At 56.8% G+C, this 15,485-nt stretch carries 15 protein-coding genes, 1 tRNA gene and 1 pseudogene; 4 read left to right on the forward strand and 13 right to left on the reverse strand.

The window, feature by feature from the left end; all coding sequences use genetic code 11:
* Positions 1–139 precede the first annotated feature (139 nt).
* From ACFSYH_RS05620 to ACFSYH_RS05640, 5 genes are all read right to left on the reverse strand, one after another.
* Positions 140–1,006, reverse strand: coding sequence for an ABC transporter permease (locus tag ACFSYH_RS05620; RefSeq protein WP_377465685.1), 867 nt, complete (start codon positions 1,004–1,006; stop codon positions 140–142).
* Positions 1,003–2,346: a quaternary amine ABC transporter ATP-binding protein gene (locus ACFSYH_RS05625; protein WP_377465687.1), complete on the reverse strand. Its 1,344-nt coding sequence runs from the start codon at positions 2,344–2,346 to the stop codon at positions 1,003–1,005. Before ACFSYH_RS05625 ends, ACFSYH_RS05620 begins: the two co-directional genes overlap by 4 nt.
* Positions 2,327–2,455, reverse strand: a complete 129-nt coding sequence (locus tag ACFSYH_RS05630) for a hypothetical protein (protein WP_377465689.1) — start codon at positions 2,453–2,455, stop codon at positions 2,327–2,329. Before ACFSYH_RS05630 ends, ACFSYH_RS05625 begins: the two co-directional genes overlap by 20 nt.
* An 830-nt stretch (positions 2,456–3,285) precedes the next feature.
* Positions 3,286–4,629 carry a glycosyl hydrolase family 18 protein gene (locus ACFSYH_RS05635; protein ID WP_377465691.1) on the reverse strand — a complete coding sequence of 448 codons (1,344 nt, stop codon included), beginning with the start codon at positions 4,627–4,629 and terminating at the stop codon, positions 3,286–3,288.
* Between the two features lie 434 nt (positions 4,630–5,063).
* Positions 5,064–5,690, reverse strand: a complete 627-nt coding sequence (locus tag ACFSYH_RS05640) for a hypothetical protein (RefSeq protein WP_377465693.1) — start codon at positions 5,688–5,690, stop codon at positions 5,064–5,066.
* Between the two features lie 266 nt (positions 5,691–5,956).
* Between ACFSYH_RS05640 and ACFSYH_RS05645 the strand changes: the two genes are divergently transcribed.
* Both ACFSYH_RS05645 and ACFSYH_RS05650 read left to right on the forward strand, forming a co-directional pair.
* Positions 5,957–6,631 (forward strand): HAD family hydrolase, encoded by a 675-nt coding sequence (locus ACFSYH_RS05645; protein ID WP_377465695.1) that lies wholly within the window; start codon positions 5,957–5,959, stop codon positions 6,629–6,631.
* A gap of 92 nt (positions 6,632–6,723) precedes the next feature.
* Positions 6,724–7,191 carry a hypothetical protein gene (locus ACFSYH_RS05650; protein WP_377465697.1) on the forward strand — a complete coding sequence of 156 codons (468 nt, stop codon included), beginning with the start codon at positions 6,724–6,726 and terminating at the stop codon, positions 7,189–7,191.
* A gap of 245 nt (positions 7,192–7,436) precedes the next feature.
* Here the strand turns inward: ACFSYH_RS05650 and ACFSYH_RS05655 are convergent, their stop codons facing one another.
* The 4 genes from ACFSYH_RS05655 to ACFSYH_RS05670 all read right to left on the reverse strand — a co-directional run bounded on the left by ACFSYH_RS05655 (position 7,437) and on the right by ACFSYH_RS05670 (position 9,522).
* Positions 7,437–7,628 carry a helix-turn-helix transcriptional regulator gene (locus ACFSYH_RS05655; protein ID WP_377465698.1) on the reverse strand — a complete coding sequence of 64 codons (192 nt, stop codon included), beginning with the start codon at positions 7,626–7,628 and terminating at the stop codon, positions 7,437–7,439.
* A gap of 3 nt (positions 7,629–7,631) precedes the next feature.
* Positions 7,632–8,120: a hypothetical protein gene (locus ACFSYH_RS05660; protein WP_377465700.1), complete on the reverse strand. Its 489-nt coding sequence runs from the start codon at positions 8,118–8,120 to the stop codon at positions 7,632–7,634.
* A gap of 657 nt (positions 8,121–8,777) precedes the next feature.
* Positions 8,778–8,867: transfer RNA gene (locus ACFSYH_RS05665), tRNA-Ser, on the reverse strand.
* 154 nt (positions 8,868–9,021) lie between these two features.
* Positions 9,022–9,522 (reverse strand): nucleoside deaminase, encoded by a 501-nt coding sequence (locus ACFSYH_RS05670; RefSeq protein ID WP_377465701.1) that lies wholly within the window; start codon positions 9,520–9,522, stop codon positions 9,022–9,024.
* Positions 9,523–9,630: 108 nt separating this feature from the next.
* Between ACFSYH_RS05670 and upp the strand changes: the two genes are divergently transcribed.
* Both upp and ACFSYH_RS05680 read left to right on the forward strand, forming a co-directional pair.
* Positions 9,631–10,269, forward strand: a complete 639-nt coding sequence (upp, locus tag ACFSYH_RS05675; RefSeq protein ID WP_377465702.1) for a uracil phosphoribosyltransferase — start codon at positions 9,631–9,633, stop codon at positions 10,267–10,269.
* A 414-nt stretch (positions 10,270–10,683) separates the two neighbouring features.
* On the forward strand, positions 10,684–11,403 hold the full coding sequence (locus tag ACFSYH_RS05680) for a winged helix-turn-helix domain-containing protein (RefSeq protein WP_377465703.1): 720 nt from the start codon (positions 10,684–10,686) through the stop codon (positions 11,401–11,403).
* Between the two features lie 107 nt (positions 11,404–11,510).
* Here ACFSYH_RS05680 and ACFSYH_RS05685 read toward each other — a convergent pair whose 3' ends face one another.
* The 4 genes and pseudogenes from ACFSYH_RS05685 to ACFSYH_RS05700 all read right to left on the reverse strand — a co-directional run bounded on the left by ACFSYH_RS05685 (position 11,511) and on the right by ACFSYH_RS05700 (position 15,319).
* Positions 11,511–12,791 (reverse strand): pectate lyase, encoded by a 1,281-nt coding sequence (locus tag ACFSYH_RS05685; RefSeq protein WP_377465704.1) that lies wholly within the window; start codon positions 12,789–12,791, stop codon positions 11,511–11,513.
* Between the two features lie 293 nt (positions 12,792–13,084).
* Positions 13,085–13,387 (reverse strand): DUF1540 domain-containing protein, encoded by a 303-nt coding sequence (locus tag ACFSYH_RS05690; RefSeq protein WP_377465705.1) that lies wholly within the window; start codon positions 13,385–13,387, stop codon positions 13,085–13,087.
* A 549-nt stretch (positions 13,388–13,936) separates the two neighbouring features.
* Positions 13,937–14,341, reverse strand: a pseudogene (locus ACFSYH_RS05695) (heat shock protein transcriptional repressor HspR); the annotation flags it as partial.
* A gap of 6 nt (positions 14,342–14,347) precedes the next feature.
* Positions 14,348–15,319: a DnaJ C-terminal domain-containing protein gene (locus ACFSYH_RS05700; protein ID WP_377465706.1), complete on the reverse strand. Its 972-nt coding sequence runs from the start codon at positions 15,317–15,319 to the stop codon at positions 14,348–14,350.
* Between the last annotated feature and the right edge of the window lie 166 nt (positions 15,320–15,485).

Below are 15,485 nucleotides of genomic sequence, written 5' to 3' on the forward strand. Positions count from 1 at the left end.
TGTTGAGAGTTGTGTTCGAGTGCGGCCAGGCGGTGAGGCTCAGCAACACTCGAACGGATGCCGCAAACCTTTTTGCGGCACCAAGGTGTGAGGCGAACGTGTGTCCGCCTGGACCACGACAAGCCAGAACTGCGTGTGCTCAGGCGCGTGGCTTTGGAGTGCGCAGTTTCGCGAACAGACCCTTACGCAGTCCGAACGATCCGGTGAAGCGATCCAGAAGCATCGCGAGGATCACCACGGAGAGGCCTGCCTCGGCGCCAAGTTTGACGTCGAGTCGGGTCATCGCCTGGATGACCTGGTCACCCAGTCCGCCGGCTCCAACGAGTCCAGCGATCACGACCATGGACAGCGACAGCATGATGACCTGGTTGATACCGGCCATGATGGAGGGCAGTGCGAGTGGCAACTGGATCTGGCGCAGGATACGGCCTGGGGTGGCACCGAACGAGGCCCCTGCCTCGACGGTTTCGCGGTCCACTCCCCTGATACCGAGTTCAGTCAGGCGAACGCCTGGGGCAATTGCAAAGATGATCGTCGCTACAATGCCAGGTGCCGCTCCGAGACGGAACAGGAGCAGCGCTGGGATCAGATACACGAACGCTGGCATGGTCTGCAGGAAGTCGAGCACCGGGCGCACTATTGAGGACACGACGTTCGACTTGGCTGCAGCGATTCCCAGTGGAATCGCAATCACGATTGCGATTGCCGCGGCAACGATCACGAGCGAGAGGGTGTCCATGGCATGGTTCCACTGGTTCACGCCGAGGATCACGAAGAGTCCCACGAGGGCACCCAGTGCGAAGCGCCAGCCGCGCGCCAGTAGCGCCAGAATCACGATGGCCGCGATAACCGCCAGCGGTGGTGGCGTTGTGAACACCCAGTCCACTGCGTTGTACATGTCCGCGAGCAGTTCGCGGAGAAACCTGAAGAATCCGGCCCAGTTGGTGACAATCCAGTCCACGCCATTGGCGACCCATTCCCCGATGGGGAGTCTGAAGTCGTTCATTTTTCCTCTCCCATCTGGTTGATTGCCGACGAGTCTGACTGCGTTCCAGCCTTGCCTTGCGTGAGGTTGCGGGTTCCGCCGAGCACGTTGTCAAACGCGGCCGCTTGCGCTCCGAAGGGAAGCGGTTCGGCGTTGTTGACGGCTTCTGGCTCACCACCGAGCGCTCCGAGGATCACGACTCGCGGCACGGTGCCCAGGAGCTTGCCGGTCTCATCGGTGACTGCAAGCGGCAGCGCCGATTCGGCTGCGGGGATCAGCATGTCCGCGAGCAGGGTGTCTGGGTTGGTTGTCGCGGTCTCGCTGAGATTCGTGGAAATGTCCTTCGCGTTCTCACGGAGCAGCCGCAGGGCATCACGGTCAGTGATCGCACCGAGTAGTTTGCGGGAGCGGTCCACCACGAATGCGGCCGATGTCTGCGCGGAGCGCATGGCCTCAAGGGACTTACGGGGACCAGCAGGTAACTGCACGAGTGCCTGGGCCGGTTGCATCACACCACGGGCGGTGATGACGCGCGCACGATCAACGTCCTGCACGAATTTGGACACGTACTCGTTGGCGGGGTCGGTCAGAATTTCCTCTGGTGTGCCAACCTGAACGATTCGTCCGTCGCGCATCACGGCAATGCGATCCCCGAGGAACATCGCCTCGTTGAGATCGTGTGTGATGAACACGATTGTCTTACCCAACTTGGACTGCAGTTCAACAAGCTGTTCCTGCATTTCACGACGAATGAGCGGGTCAAGCGCGGAAAACGCCTCATCCATCAGGAGCACATCGGTGTCCGCAGTAAGCGCACGGGCAAGGCCTACACGCTGCTGCATACCTCCGGAAAGCTCTGATGGAAACTTGTCCTCCCATCCTTTGAGGCCAACGATGTCGATGACTTCCTGCGCTTTGGCAAGCCGTGCCACGCGTGGAACGCGCTGGATCTCAAGCCCGTAGGCAACGTTATCGATGACAGTGCGGTGCGGTAGGAGCGCAAAGTGCTGGAACACCATGGAGATGTTCTTCTGACGAATGGCGCGCAACTCTTTGGGGCGAGCCTTGGCGATGGACTTGCCGATCACCTCGACGTCTCCCGCCGTTGGCTTCCACAGGCCATTCAGCATACGGATCAGGGTGGACTTTCCAGAGCCGGAGAGCCCCATGACCACAAAGATCTCGCCTTGGTGCACATCGAAACTTGCGTCGATGACGGCGGCAGTTGTGGACTCTCCCAACTCATCGCGTCCCACTCCGTTGCGGAGTTTGGTGACCGCTGCTTCCTGCTTGGCCCCAAATACCTTAAAGAGGCCCTGAACCCTCAGGACTTTCTGCGAACTAATTGATGTACTGCTCATGGTCTTTAGCAAAGAAGCGTCCTGCTCCTTCTTCAGCCGGATCAACGATCTCGCCGGGCATCGTGCCGTGACGGTCCAACGTCAAGTACTCATATCGAGACGTTACCAATCATTGACCTTGCAGCAGCCGAGGGGATCTCCTCCGACCACTGTGGCAATTTCCTTCGAGTTAAATCACTGTGAGCGACTTCAAGAACCTAACATGTCACTCACTAGACCCGCAAAGACCAAATTGGATGCTTTATCAAAATGCAATCAAGCACGCATGCTGAAGATCTGGTGTGAACTCACCACTCAGATCGAGAGGTGCCGCACCCAACGACGGACACACCCGCAGCATCCCAAGAATGGCTCAAAAACGCCACTCTTGACCTAACAAACTGGGCTAATAAATTCCAATAATTAAATTACTAAATCACACCTCAAAAACCTCAATATGGTTGATCGCAAAAATCAATGCACATTGGACGTTCTGTGCTCGGGAACCCACACGAATTCATGTAAGAAATTCTCGAATCGATCACAGCGAATTCTTCGGCCTAAATTCACCGCAACCCCCAGAATCATGCGGCTCAGAGCCAACCGACTCACCTCACTGAAGCAGGTCAAGAAAAAGCAAAGATTTGGCTCAGAGCTCCTCACGCCCAGGGGCGCCAAGCAGACAACGAGACTCGCCCGGTCCCGCCATCCATAAACAGAAACAAAGCCCTTTTGCCACCGCACCGCGCAGACACCTAGGCGCACGCATGCAATGCATTGTGTTAAACGCGAGACTTAAGCCCCAGAGTCAACTTATCGCCCACGGAGGATGACCGCACGGCACTTCAAACCCCGCACAGACACGACGAAAGCCACACGCCAAAACTGCAGTATCGTCGCCAATTGTGACATCAGCCCAATAAAAAAACGAGACAGAATGTCTCAAATTAGGAGACGGTGTTAGCAGTTTCCACCCGGTTGCCACGGACCATCAGGAGCACCGCTGGGTGTATCCGAGTTGGTCCACCACTTAGCCGTGTAAGTCTCGCCGTCGTGCGTAACCACGTCCCCAGCCGTATACACCGTGCCATTTACCCAAGCAGCACATGCTACAGCTGGCCGTTGCTCACCCGGAGATTCCGAGTCGTCCGACAAGGTCGGTTCAGATTCTGTCACAGTGGGGAACGGGTCCTCGGTATGTGTCGGCCCTGGGTCGGTTCCGTTGAGGAAACTCGACGCGCCTCGCGCAAAACGATAGTCGTTGGTCGCATCCCAGTTGATCGACCAGGTCATCACGCCGCCCAGCTTGCCATACGCACGCGTTGGGCGGAACGTGCCACACGCAGTGCCCTCCTGCAGGCAGTCCACAGTCCTCACCACATCGGTCACCGACATGTAGCCAGAACCTGCCGCCGATGGAACCGCTGGAACACCAATCCCAATTTGGTCGGCCCGCAAACCCATCTCCAACTGGATACATGCCTGCGCCGCCAGAAACTCGACTGTGCCCTGGTCGTACACCGCACCATCGCAACCCTGCATCGACCCGGAGTTGTAGTACTGCATGTTAACGAGCGTGAGAATATCCTTGATCTCCAGCGCAAGTTTGTAGTACTGCTGATCAGGCCCCTGGAAATCGACGGTTTGCGGCGCCATGGTAATGATCAGATCATCGCCAAAGTCACTGTGAATCTCCCGCAGGGCCGTTGAAAGCGGCATCGCGTGAATGCCATGCTCAAGATCGATATCGATCCCGTCGAAACCATAGTCCCTGAGAATGGCGAGCGCTGAGGTGGCAAAACTCTTGGCTGCTGCATCATCGTTGACCGTCACGGTAGCCTTCTCGCCACCCACTGAGAGGATGACCTTGCGCCCGTCATCCTGGATCGCTTTGATGTCCTCGCGGAACTGCGCATCGCTGTAGCCATTCAGTTCGGCGGACTCAACCCGAAACGTGATCCCGCCGACTGTGCTGGGGTCAGCCTCTGCGAATGCGACCGCAATCAGGTTGTATTCGTTTGGTAGCTCGGACAACTTGAGCTGTGTGGAGCCGTTATTGAAGTTGTGCCAGTAGCCCGTCACCCACTGTGCACCAAGTACTGGCTCATCTGTTGTTACAGGTTCGGGTTCCTCGCTTGGTGTTTCCGTGGGCTCAACGCTCACCTGCGGTGTCGGCGCTGCTGTGGGCTCGGAGGCTTCCCGTGTGTTCGCACCCAGTGCACTGCCGATTCCGATCCCCACCAACAGAATGACAACCGCCGCAATCACGATCACGATCCACTGCCGATTTGCACTGCGCTGCACCGAGTAGATTCTCGCTCCAGGCGTGCGTGTATTACGCCGCGAGGATGGCGGGGTGTATTGAGATGTCACTGTGCGCCTTTCAAACCGTCATATTCCATGGGCGAGTATAGGTCTTTGCACGTTAGGCACACGATAGTGCGTTCTATCCCCGGCTATTCGCCGCTTGTATCCTCATTGACGACGATTCCCCAGTCCCAGCCATCGCGCGGCTTCGGCTACGTGGTTGCGTCGGGCAACTGTGAGTACACCGCGTCTAGGGAAATCTGAGCGTGAACCGCGACGAGATCTGGGCTGGCACCCGCGCCAAGCGCATGCTACATCAACTCTAAGAGAGCCCTCGTACTGTGCTGCGTTTGGCTCGTAGTTGCCCACCCCTCGAAGGAACTGATCGATATCCTCGAATGCCCGCACGTGGCTGTCGGACATTTAGCTACTTACGCCCCACTCTTTACCGGTGTGAACCTGACAGTGATTTTGTTCTGGTATTCGGGGTCAGCAGCGGCTTCGATGTGATACTGGCCCGGTTCCAAGATATCCAAATAGGTTTCGTTGAATGCTGTTCCTAGGAATGCGCCCTCCACCGTGACAATGGGCTCTGTATCACTGTCCGGGGTACCTGTTCGGTCGTCGATGAAGATGAGGAGGAGTCTAGCTGTATCGTCCGGGTACCCGAGCGCGAATGCCGTTGCACCGTTGGACCATACCCTAAGCGGGCTCGAACCAACCTGCTGCGGGTCACTCTCCGGCAGATCGTCTTCGCCGCTGGACATGTAGAACTTGTCCGATAAGTTATCGACCCACGCTTCTAGGCTCAGTGCAACGCTAGTTTCGGTTTCGATCCGCTCTCCCACCGGATACCTGGGGTCTGCTGGGGGATTGTTCTCCTGTTCCAACAGGTACGCTTCTTGTTCGGCCTGTTGTCGGGCTAACTCCTCCTCATCGGTTTCGAACTGCCACGGCGTCTCGCCCTCAATGCTCAGTTCGGTGCTGTTCTCGATGCTGTGGAATTCCATCGTGAACCGCACTTGGTTTTGAGGTTCCTCTCCGGAAGATCCGCTCATTTCCTTGCTCCTTGCCAGTTGGGGCGTGTTGTCTGGCTAGAGTATCTGCTGGTGAGGCGATGTGTCTTTATTAAACTAAATTCCTAGTCACCGCTTGACGTTGATGACGTGGTTGCTCTCCTTACCCGAATACGAGGGATACTTTGCATTCACCTTGGAGACACCGAGGCGTTGTAACCTCGAGGGCACGTAACGGTTGCCACCGCTTGGCCGCGACCATGCCCCTCATGTTCCCTGCTAAATATGCCTGATCCTGAAAGCCTCCGATGAACGCAAGTACCCTGCCCGAAGCACTCCTGTTCGACATGGATGGAACCCTCAGCGACACCGAGGTGTTTTGGCAACGTGCCGAAGAACGCCTCGTCCGCGAATACGGCACACTGCCGTTGGTCAAGAGGGACGAGCAACTACTTGGTGTAGCGATGAACGACAGTGCTACCTTCCTACAGCGACATCATGGTGTCCAATTGGAGGTTGCGGCGATCCAGCAACTCATCATCGAGTACGTGATGGAACAGATCGAGGCTGGTTTCGAGTGGCGGCCTGGCGCGTTGGAACTTCTCGCGGAAGCAAGGCAGTATGGCATCCCCCGCGCGTTGGTGACTGCATCGCCTCGAATTGCTGCTGAGGCTATCGTAAGCATGCTGCCGAGTGGCACCTTCGACCTCATCATCGCCGACGAAGATGCCGCGCGATCCAAGCCAGCACCTGACCCTTACGTAACCGCAGCCGGGGCTTTGGGGGTGGACTCTGCACGCTGTGTCGCGTTCGAGGATTCGCCCACAGGTGTCTCTTCGGCTCTCTCGGCTGGATGCTTCGTGGTTGCGATACCCGCCGATGCGGAGATCAGAGATGACGAACGTCTTGTCGTTCTCCCCTCGCTGAGCGGCGTCACCCTGCACGACATCAGCCGCCTCAATGGTAGTCACCAAGAGAAGTAGGCGCTGAGATATACCTAACTTCAACAGTATTGATACACCCAACAAGCCACTATCTAGTGGTATTGGCTGGGCCACAAAAGGGACACAGTACTTTGCACACGGCATCTAAGACCACAAGGAAACTTTTCTATGCGGCTCTCAGCCTCCTGACCACCGCAACTCTCGTTGGGTGCTCGCCAGGTTCACTTGGCTTGCTTGGCTCGTCTTGCACTGTCGGGACTCCGGACCCGGTTGAATCTGTCCGTGGGTTCCTCTCCGCAGCACAGAACGACAGTCAAGAAGCTGCCCAACAACTCCTCATACCTCACTTTGAAATACCCGCCGAGGCGTGGGCCGAATTAGCGGCAAAACTTGACGGTGTATCACTCGACGAACTGAAGTTCATCAGTGATGAGCTGAGCGAGGAGGCTGTGTCGTTTAAGGTGATTCTCGCCGATGGCTCCATGCTGGGCACTTTCTCAACATATACCCTAGAAGACGCCCCTAAATGTGCGGCAGTCGCTTGGGGAACCTATTGTGAAGACCCTGAAGCTAGCCCAACTCCAACGACTAGCACCTAGGTTCTAGAACCTGCGGTAGATGCTGCCAACTACTTGAGTGATCTCGCGGACAACGGATTACACCCCTAACTAGGAACTTGCGGCACCTGTCGTGGAGGGTTAGCGCGCCGCTATTGCAAGTTTATGCATCAAACTGCACGTGGGCCCTCTGGTCAGTCTCTATAGCAAACCTGAGGGTGCATTCAGATGCAATACAACGCCTACCGTGGCAGCGTTTTGGTGACTAACCGGTAACTGGTTCAGATCTAGTCATCATCGAATATCTCCTCAATAGGAAGTTCGAGGACACGCGCAAGACGGAACGCGAGGGGTAAGGAGGGGTCAAAACGTCCTCGCTCGATTGAGATGACCGTCTGACGCGAAACCCCGATCTCCTCGGCAAGGCGCTGCTGCGACCATCCACGTTCCCCGCGTAGTTCAGGAAGTTTGTTCCGCATCGTTCATCTTTGTCTACTCAAGGCGAAATAGCGGACACCGAAGGAAACCATCGAAAGTAGCACCACTGCAGCGACAGCAAAGACAGCCGAGGGTTCTACACCACTCAACGTAATAGCCACTGTTCCCAGCCCACCGATGAGAAGAGTGTCAGCGAACGCGCCGCTTGCAGCGCGATCATGCCAAAACGACTCGACGGACTGTTCCGGGTTCTTTACCGCGCCCACTAGGGTAGATCGATCAACAATAAGGGCCCATACGATTCCGGTGAAGGGCCACAGTGCCACTAAGGCGATAGCGACACCACCCAAAGCTGGTCGTGCGCCCGCACTTCCAGTCGCCACTGCAATCGTGGCTAACACAGCCGCTCCGAGAGCACCGATTGGTGCTGCAATCCACAACGCATGTGGCCTGTGCCTACCGAAGCGAACGCGGCCCCAGCGACTCCGATCGTTCGTAGCAACAGGCTTCCCGCCACTCTTGTCTGCGCTCATATCGCCTCCTGTCAAGCGTGCTTTACATCTAGATCGTTGCATGTAAAGCGTGCTTTACGCAACTCCTGTCGCTCATTCCGCACAACAGGGCGGCACAGGCTGTAGCTGAGATTGGCTAGCCTCGTTAAGGCGTAAGGACTGCTGAATTATTGATATGCCCTTGAACTCTCCGATGTGATTGATACTTCATATTCGACCCGTAAATGCACAGTTGAGGGTGTCAGCCGGATGACCGCTGAATAGGGCCTCTCCAAGTGAAGCAGGTTCCTCGGCTAGGTCATTTGAATGCGGAGATCAGAGACGACGAACGTCTTGTCGTCCTCCCCTCGCTGAGCGGCGTCACCCTGCACGACATCGCCCAACAGTTGACGCCTGCAACACCTGCCTCATGAGATACCCGGCGCATCGCGGCTGATCTCCAGCAAAATGCGAACCTCACCGACTGTCAGTCGACGGGACTGTCAGCCAACTCGTCGCCAATCTAAACCGATGGGGCGAAATTAGCCCAGGTGCCCACACAAAAACCATGCACACGGAACAAAAACGCCCCATCGACATGCGCCCGAGACATCTTGTCCGATAACTCCATAGTGGGGCAACCTTCTTGAACGGAAACGAAAACAGCCTCCCAGTCAGAAGACTGGGAGGCTGTTCCCTTGGCGGTAGTGGAGGGATTTGAACCCCCGGAGGCTTTGACACCTCACAACATTTCGAGTGTTGCACCTTCGGCCGCTCGGACACACTACCTTGCGCCCCCTACTCTACCGAACATGCAGGGCAGCACCAAAACTTTTCGGCCAAACCTGGCGTATTTTGGATCACATTCCAAGACAAACCGGGCACGGAGACAACTCGCTTCGCACGCCAGCATGCGCGATGAAACACCAGGTCAGGGTGGACGCTACGGCCTGCGAGACTCGAAGAAATCACGCAGCAGTCGGGCACATTCAGCCTCGCGCACCCCTGAGATCACCTCGGTGAAGTGGTTCATCCGGGCATCACGCACGATGTCCCACACAGATCCGGTGGCCCCGGCTTTGAGATCCCACGCACCGATCACGAGTCGCGGAATGCGAGACAGCAGGATGGTCCCGGCACACATCGCGCACGGTTCAAGCGTCACTACGAGCGTGCAGTCATCAAGCCGCCAACTCCCCAGATGCTGTGCCGCCTCCCGGATCGCGTTCACCTCGGCATGACCGGTCGGGTCGTTGTCTCGTTCACGCGTGTTGTAGCCACGTCCAATGATCCTTGACGACGAGTCCAATACAACCGCCCCAATCGGCACGTCAGGTGCGGGGCTGGCTGGGGTATCGTCGCCAAGCGCGCGTCGGGCCTCCTGCAACGCCCGGCCCATGGGCTCATGCCAATGGGCACGCGGAACTGAAATCGGGAGCGTCATAGGCCCATTCTCCCAAACACTTGGGAGCGGGCGTGCCTGCCCGCGATATTCCTCACGAACTTATCCGAAAACTGCCGTGCTGCGGCGCATTGCCGGTAAGTTTGAGGTATGCGCATTCACGTAGCCGATCACCCTCTTGTGTCCCACAAACTCGCAGTCCTTCGTAACAAGGACACTGCGTCTCCGACCTTCCGTCAACTGGTCGACGAACTCGTCACCCTGCTCGCGTACGAGGCGACCCGCGAGGTTCGCACCGTAGAGCACCCCATCTCCACTCCTGTCACCAACACTGTTGGCGTAAAGATAGCTGACCCGCAGCCGCTCGTTGTACCGATTCTCCGCGCTGGTCTGGGAATGCTTGACGGCATGACCCGGCTCGTTCCCACCGCTGAAGTTGGATTCCTGGGTATGCAACGCAATGAGGAGACTCTCGAGATCCACACCTACGCGAACCGTCTTCCTGATGACCTGACCGGCCGTCAGGTGTTTCTCCTCGACCCCATGCTTGCAACCGGTGGCACCCTCGTTGACGCGATCAACTTCATGATCGAACGCGGCGCCTCCGATGTCACTGCGGTCTGTCTGATAGCAGCACCTGAGGGCTTGAAGGTCGTCGAGGAGAAGATCGGCGACCGAGCGGACGTAAAACTCGTGCTGGCAGCGGTCGATGAGCGCCTCAACGAGAACGCCTACATCGTTCCGGGTCTCGGTGACGCCGGTGACCGCCTCTACGGAATCGTGGACTGAACCGGGTGTAGAGGAGGGGCCAGTACCCTGCGATGGCCGATACACGTGTATGCGCGTGATGGTCTGTCACGAACCTTAACTGACATATGAGACAGTTGGGCGGCGGAGAACAGCGAGATTACGATGTTTCTGCCGCCTGACTTCCTTTCTGCACGATTTACAAACGCTCAAAGAGTGAGAAAAAATGTGTTCCCCCTTTCGCTCAAGGGGGTCAAGGCTTCATTGTTATAACCATGCAAACCACGACCATGTCCCGCCGCGCCACGCTGATGGCGCCTGCCGGCATGCTCGTTTGTTCATGCGCGTGTTGTCGCGACTGAATTTCTGCACCAAACCAGCAATTTCAGTTCCATTCACTTTTCGACAACCACAGGCCCCTAGGCAATGAGGGGCCACTTCCTACTTGGAGAGCGCATGTCCGCCCCTACGCACGAACTTCCGCAGGCAGTAAACAACCAGCACGGTTTCTATCTGTGGGTTGGTCTCAACCCACATGAATCTGACACCACTGCCGCAGCACACACAACACCAGCACAAATCATTGAGATCGCCGAGGCTCTGGGAGAACTCGCACGCGAACTTCTTCCAAGCGCGGAAACTCACACGACGCTGGCATTGGGCGACCCTGAACAGACGAAGCATGAACGCCGCGTCCCGAGCCCAGACGCTCACGGTGCGCACCGTTATCGAGCACCCATCACAGAGCGTCGCAGCAGTTCAAACACCCACCGCGACCTCTACCCTTCGTCTCACGTTGAGGTCCTTGAAGCGCCGGTGTCTAACTCGATCCCCAACTTCGACTTCGTTTTCAGCCCCCGCGTCATCATCGACCTGCACAACCGACGGGTTATCGCAGACGATGAGATTCAACGCCTGACCTACAAGGAGTTCGAACTTCTCGCGCACCTTGTGAACTCGCCTGGACGTATCATCTCCCGTGATGAACTGTTCAGTTCCGTGTGGCGCACTGCCGTTCACACCGATTCCCGCACTATCGACGTACATATTCGACGTTTGCGCGAGAAACTCGGACTTGAGAACCACATCATCACGGTCCGAGGCGCAGGCTACAAGTTCGAGTTGACGGAGCAGATCGACGTGATCCCTCCGGCTCCTCGTTCATATCACCGCTGAATGGCGTAAACACAGTGGGTGGTCGCCTGTCGGTGACCACCCACTGTGTTTTTCCACTCCAACCTGACGGCTAGAGCGCCAAATCAGTTGTTCTGGCAGTCATGTCGTCACTTTGAAACGTACGTGATGTCGGAGGAACTGTAATTGCAGGCGGCAGATGGACCCGAGGTGATCTTCTTTGGCTCGCCCTTGGTAACGCCCTGATACTCCTCGCAGATAGCGATCTTGCGCGACGTATCGCCGACGATAGTAACGTTTCGGATCTTAGCGGTATCGCCTAGGTTCGAGTTGATTCCCGCGATGGACAGGGCAGGTCCAGTTGCAACCACATTGTCGATCTCAACCGAACGTGCATACTGCGTCGAACAGTTTCCACAGGAACGATAGAGCTTTCCAAAGTCCTCAACCTGGAAGTTCTTGATGATGAACTTACCCGGGCCGTTGTGTTGGAACACCTTGTCCTCTGCGCTGCGTGCTCCGCCGCCATTGACCGTCATGACCTGCGAAGAGATCTTGCCCTTCTGCGTCGCAGCATCTTCGCCGACGTTTTCCCACCACACATTCTCGATGAGGCAGGTTCCCTTGCAGTGGATACCATCGCCCGCGCCGTCTCCAATGATCACATTCCTGATCACGGCACCGTCTTCGAGTTCAAACATCGGCGGCTGGTTCTCATCCTGGTCGCCTGCGGCGATACCGTAGTAACGTCCTAGCTTTCCGTCAAAGGAGGACTCCACCTTGATGGTTGAGTTCACTTTGGTCGTGCTCGTAGCATTTGGCCATGGGGCAGTAGGGCTGATCGGAGCCGGTGTGGTCCCTCCAGTTCCTGAACCCACGTTGATCAGTTGCCATTGCTGATTGTATTGGTTGAGATCCGTGTAACTGGTGATGGGCGCAAAATCATCCTTTGAACGTTCGAGAACTGTGAGCGCCTTTCCAGAGTGAGCGTTCACAAAGCGGATGAAACCGGTGTTCTTGTCGATGACGGTGAACTGTTGATTCGCTCCCCCATGTGCGGTGAACTGCTTGAATGGAGCGTTTTCTACGAGACTCCACTCCCATAGATCTATGACCTTGCCGGAGTGTCGGTTCTCAAGCAGGTACGCACCATTGGCAGCGGTTCGGAAACGCCACTGCTGCCACGCACCATCGTTTCGACTGTACTGCTGCAGTGAACCACCGTCAGTTGTGGACCAGCCTCCCACTTCGAGGACTTTTCCACTCTGTCGGTTTTGCAGAACGTACCAACTGTTTGTGTCGATCGAGGAGGCCTGTGCGGGGATTGAGCCTCCCACAACCGCCGTCATCGTGATGAGTGCGGCTGCGGTTACCGCCGCACCCCATCTCTTGAGTGATCGCGCAATGCGACCAGCGTCATGACGTCCCATGAAAACGTCATCCTTCCTATGTTCGGTTCCTTCACACTGAAACGGCATGAAGGCAGTTCAACCGCCCAAGAACAGTTACCGGTACCAAAACTGGGAACGGTCTCAGGAGTCAGTGACGAACTTATCCCGCATTGGGCACTTGGCCCATAGGAAGAAAAGACGGGAGATAACTCCCCTTGCCAGATGCTCCGCTCTCTGACGAAGAAAAAGCGCTACGGGCCCTTCCTGAGAGAGGAAGGGCCCGCAACGCCTACTGTTCAACCAGGCGGGACCGGGCTACGTCGACCTACGTGTCAGCGGTGCTCGAAGGTCAGGCAACCCGCAGTTGCGGAGGCTGCAGCCGCGCCAACACGAATACTGTCGGCTGCGCATTCAAGAGACTCGTTGTGGACGCAGTCACCGCGTTGGCAAGCACCAACGGTCGTGACGACCCGATCCAAACCACCCTTCGCATTGAGTGGGATAAAGGTTGCACAGGATGCTTGGTCACCAACACCACCGATGGTGATTGCAGATGCGTGACATCCATCGTGGTTGTATCCGCAACCGGTGACGTTGCACTCGGTAACGTGCGCGAGATCGTGGTTCAAAGTCATGGCCCCTCCAAGGTGTGAAGTACAGTTCAATTAACTCCACAATATAAAGAGGAAAACTGCACCCGCTAGACAGTTAGTACTTACTAACTGTCTCGGAATGCACATAAGAAACTCGAAAGTGACTTTATTGAGGAAATATGTTCACACAGATGAGAACATATAAAAGAAGCAATGTATCACCCATTGATCCACTTCATCTCATGATGTGGGTAATAATCTTCACAAAATTTCTTATCGAACAAGACCTAGACCTGCATACGTGAATGCCCTCAGCGTCATATAGATAATGCGAATGTCACGTAAAACAAATTACGTGACATTCGCATTTTCTAATTCTAGGGTTCTCGCGTCTCATTCGTCGGGAGTCCACACGATCAGCGCGCGGCCAGATGAGAGCCGACCGTCTGACTGCTTCACCTCGATCAACTCCGCGCCGACAACTCGACCACCGCCGACCTCACCAGAGGATCGGCCAGCCGCGGGATCAATCTCCTCGACTCTGGCAGTCAACTGTAGCGGCGCAAACGGGTTACGCATTCCAGTTCCACGTTGTTTCCGTGCCCGGCGTGCAAAGAGAGCCTTACGGCGCTCAGAGACCACATCGCCCTCCGTCCCAGCCGTGAAAACGCGGGAACCGGGATTGGCCTGGGCGGCAAGCAACTCCACACGGGCTTCAAGCGCTCGAACCTGATTCTCCAAGTCTAGGATCCTCTTGATTCCCGCAAGGTTGATGCCCTCATCATGTGAGAGGCGCTGAATCTCAACCAACTGCGCAACATCCCGTTTGGAGTAGCGTCGCCCCCGTCCTGACGTGCGGCGTGGGGAAACCAGACCCAAACGGTCGTACTGTCGCAGGGTCTGGGGGTGCATGCCTGCGAGTTCGGCGGCCTTCGAGATCACGTAAATGGGCTCGTCGTCCCGCACGTTCTCATCAAATACAATCCGAACTCGCATCGGTCATCACTCCTTCGCCGAGGTTTTCAGGTCAGCGCGCACGTCCGTTCCGCCAGTGGCCTCACGGAATGCCTCAACAGCCTGCTTCGCGGCCTTGTTGAGGTTCTGCGGCACAACCACGTTCACTGTGACCAGTAGATCACCCGTTGCCTTAGCGGTCTTCACACCGCGCCCTTTGATACGTAGGACCTTACCGCTTGGGGTGCCAGGTGCAACCTTGACCTTGACGGCCTCCCCCGTGAATGTGGGCACCTCAACCTGCGCGCCCAGAGCGGCCTCGTCAAAGGTGACGGGTAGGGTCATTCGCAGGTTGTTCCCATCGATCGAGAACACCGGGTGCGGTGCGACAGAGACGGTCAGCACCAGATTCCCCGCTGGACCGCCGTTTGTTCCCGGACGCCCCTTACCTGGGATACGAATCTTCTGGCCATCCTTCACCCCGGCTGGGACACGCGCCTTCACGGTGCGCCCTTCCAAGTTCAAGGTGATCTCCGTACCACTCACTGCATTACGGAACGGCAGGGTGGTCGATGCGGCGATGTCTGCTCCCGCGGAGGGTGGGTTCGGTCGGAAACCGGTGCCACCGAAGCCCTGCTGACCACCGAAGCCTGCGGAACCTCCACCGCCAAACATCTGGTTCAGAATGTCTTCGAAACCACCGCCGCTCGCCCGACCGCCGCTGAAACCGCCACCGAACAGATCCTCAAATCCGCCACCCGTACCACTGGTGAAGCGGGGCCCCGATCCCATGGATCGGATCGCGTCGTACTGATCGCGTTGCTGTTTGTCTGAGAGAACCGCGTAGGCCTCTCCGATTTCCTTGAACTTCGCCTCCGCCTTCTCGTCACCCTGGTTCTGGTCCGGGTGGTACTTGCGTGCGAGTTTGCGGTACGCCTTCTTGATCTCGGCATCGTCTGCTGTTTTCGAGACACCGAGGGTGGCGTAGAAGTCCTTTTCCAGCCAGTCTTGACCTGTCAAGGTGCCTCCTAGAAATAGATGTTGTCACTGTACGTGTTTGTTTGCTTGCCGACGAGCCCCAAGTCCCAGCGCCACTTACGGTCTGTGCTCCCAGCCTCAAGGCTGGACACCAGTCCAACTGACCTACGCACCACCCATGGTGAGGGGTACCGGGAGGCCAGGGGCT

It is taken from the genome of Populibacterium corticicola (assembly GCF_042683685.1).
Taxonomy (GTDB): domain Bacteria; phylum Actinomycetota; class Actinomycetes; order Actinomycetales; family Cellulomonadaceae; genus Timonella; species Timonella corticicola.

Bases quoted from the DNA above. Each gene is read 5' to 3' on its own strand.
- ACFSYH_RS05620 (WP_377465685.1), bottom strand. From the start codon at position 1,006: ATGAACGACTTCAGACTCCCCATCGGGGAATGGGTCGCCAATGGCGTG.
- ACFSYH_RS05690 (WP_377465705.1), bottom strand. From the start codon at position 13,387: ATGACTTTGAACCACGATCTCGCGCACGTTACCGAGTGCAACGTCACC.
- ACFSYH_RS05655 (WP_377465698.1), bottom strand. From the start codon at position 7,628: ATGCGGAACAAACTTCCTGAACTACGCGGGGAACGTGGATGGTCGCAG.
- ACFSYH_RS05625 (WP_377465687.1), bottom strand. From the start codon at position 2,346: ATGAGCAGTACATCAATTAGTTCGCAGAAAGTCCTGAGGGTTCAGGGC.
- ACFSYH_RS05645 (WP_377465695.1), top strand. From the start codon at position 5,957: ATGAACGCAAGTACCCTGCCCGAAGCACTCCTGTTCGACATGGATGGA.
- ACFSYH_RS05670 (WP_377465701.1), bottom strand. From the start codon at position 9,522: ATGACGCTCCCGATTTCAGTTCCGCGTGCCCATTGGCATGAGCCCATG.
- ACFSYH_RS05660 (WP_377465700.1), bottom strand. From the start codon at position 8,120: ATGAGCGCAGACAAGAGTGGCGGGAAGCCTGTTGCTACGAACGATCGG.
- ACFSYH_RS05640 (WP_377465693.1), bottom strand. From the start codon at position 5,690: ATGAGCGGATCTTCCGGAGAGGAACCTCAAAACCAAGTGCGGTTCACG.
- ACFSYH_RS05685 (WP_377465704.1), bottom strand. From the start codon at position 12,791: ATGGGACGTCATGACGCTGGTCGCATTGCGCGATCACTCAAGAGATGG.
- upp (WP_377465702.1), top strand. From the start codon at position 9,631: ATGCGCATTCACGTAGCCGATCACCCTCTTGTGTCCCACAAACTCGCA.
- ACFSYH_RS05680 (WP_377465703.1), top strand. From the start codon at position 10,684: ATGTCCGCCCCTACGCACGAACTTCCGCAGGCAGTAAACAACCAGCAC.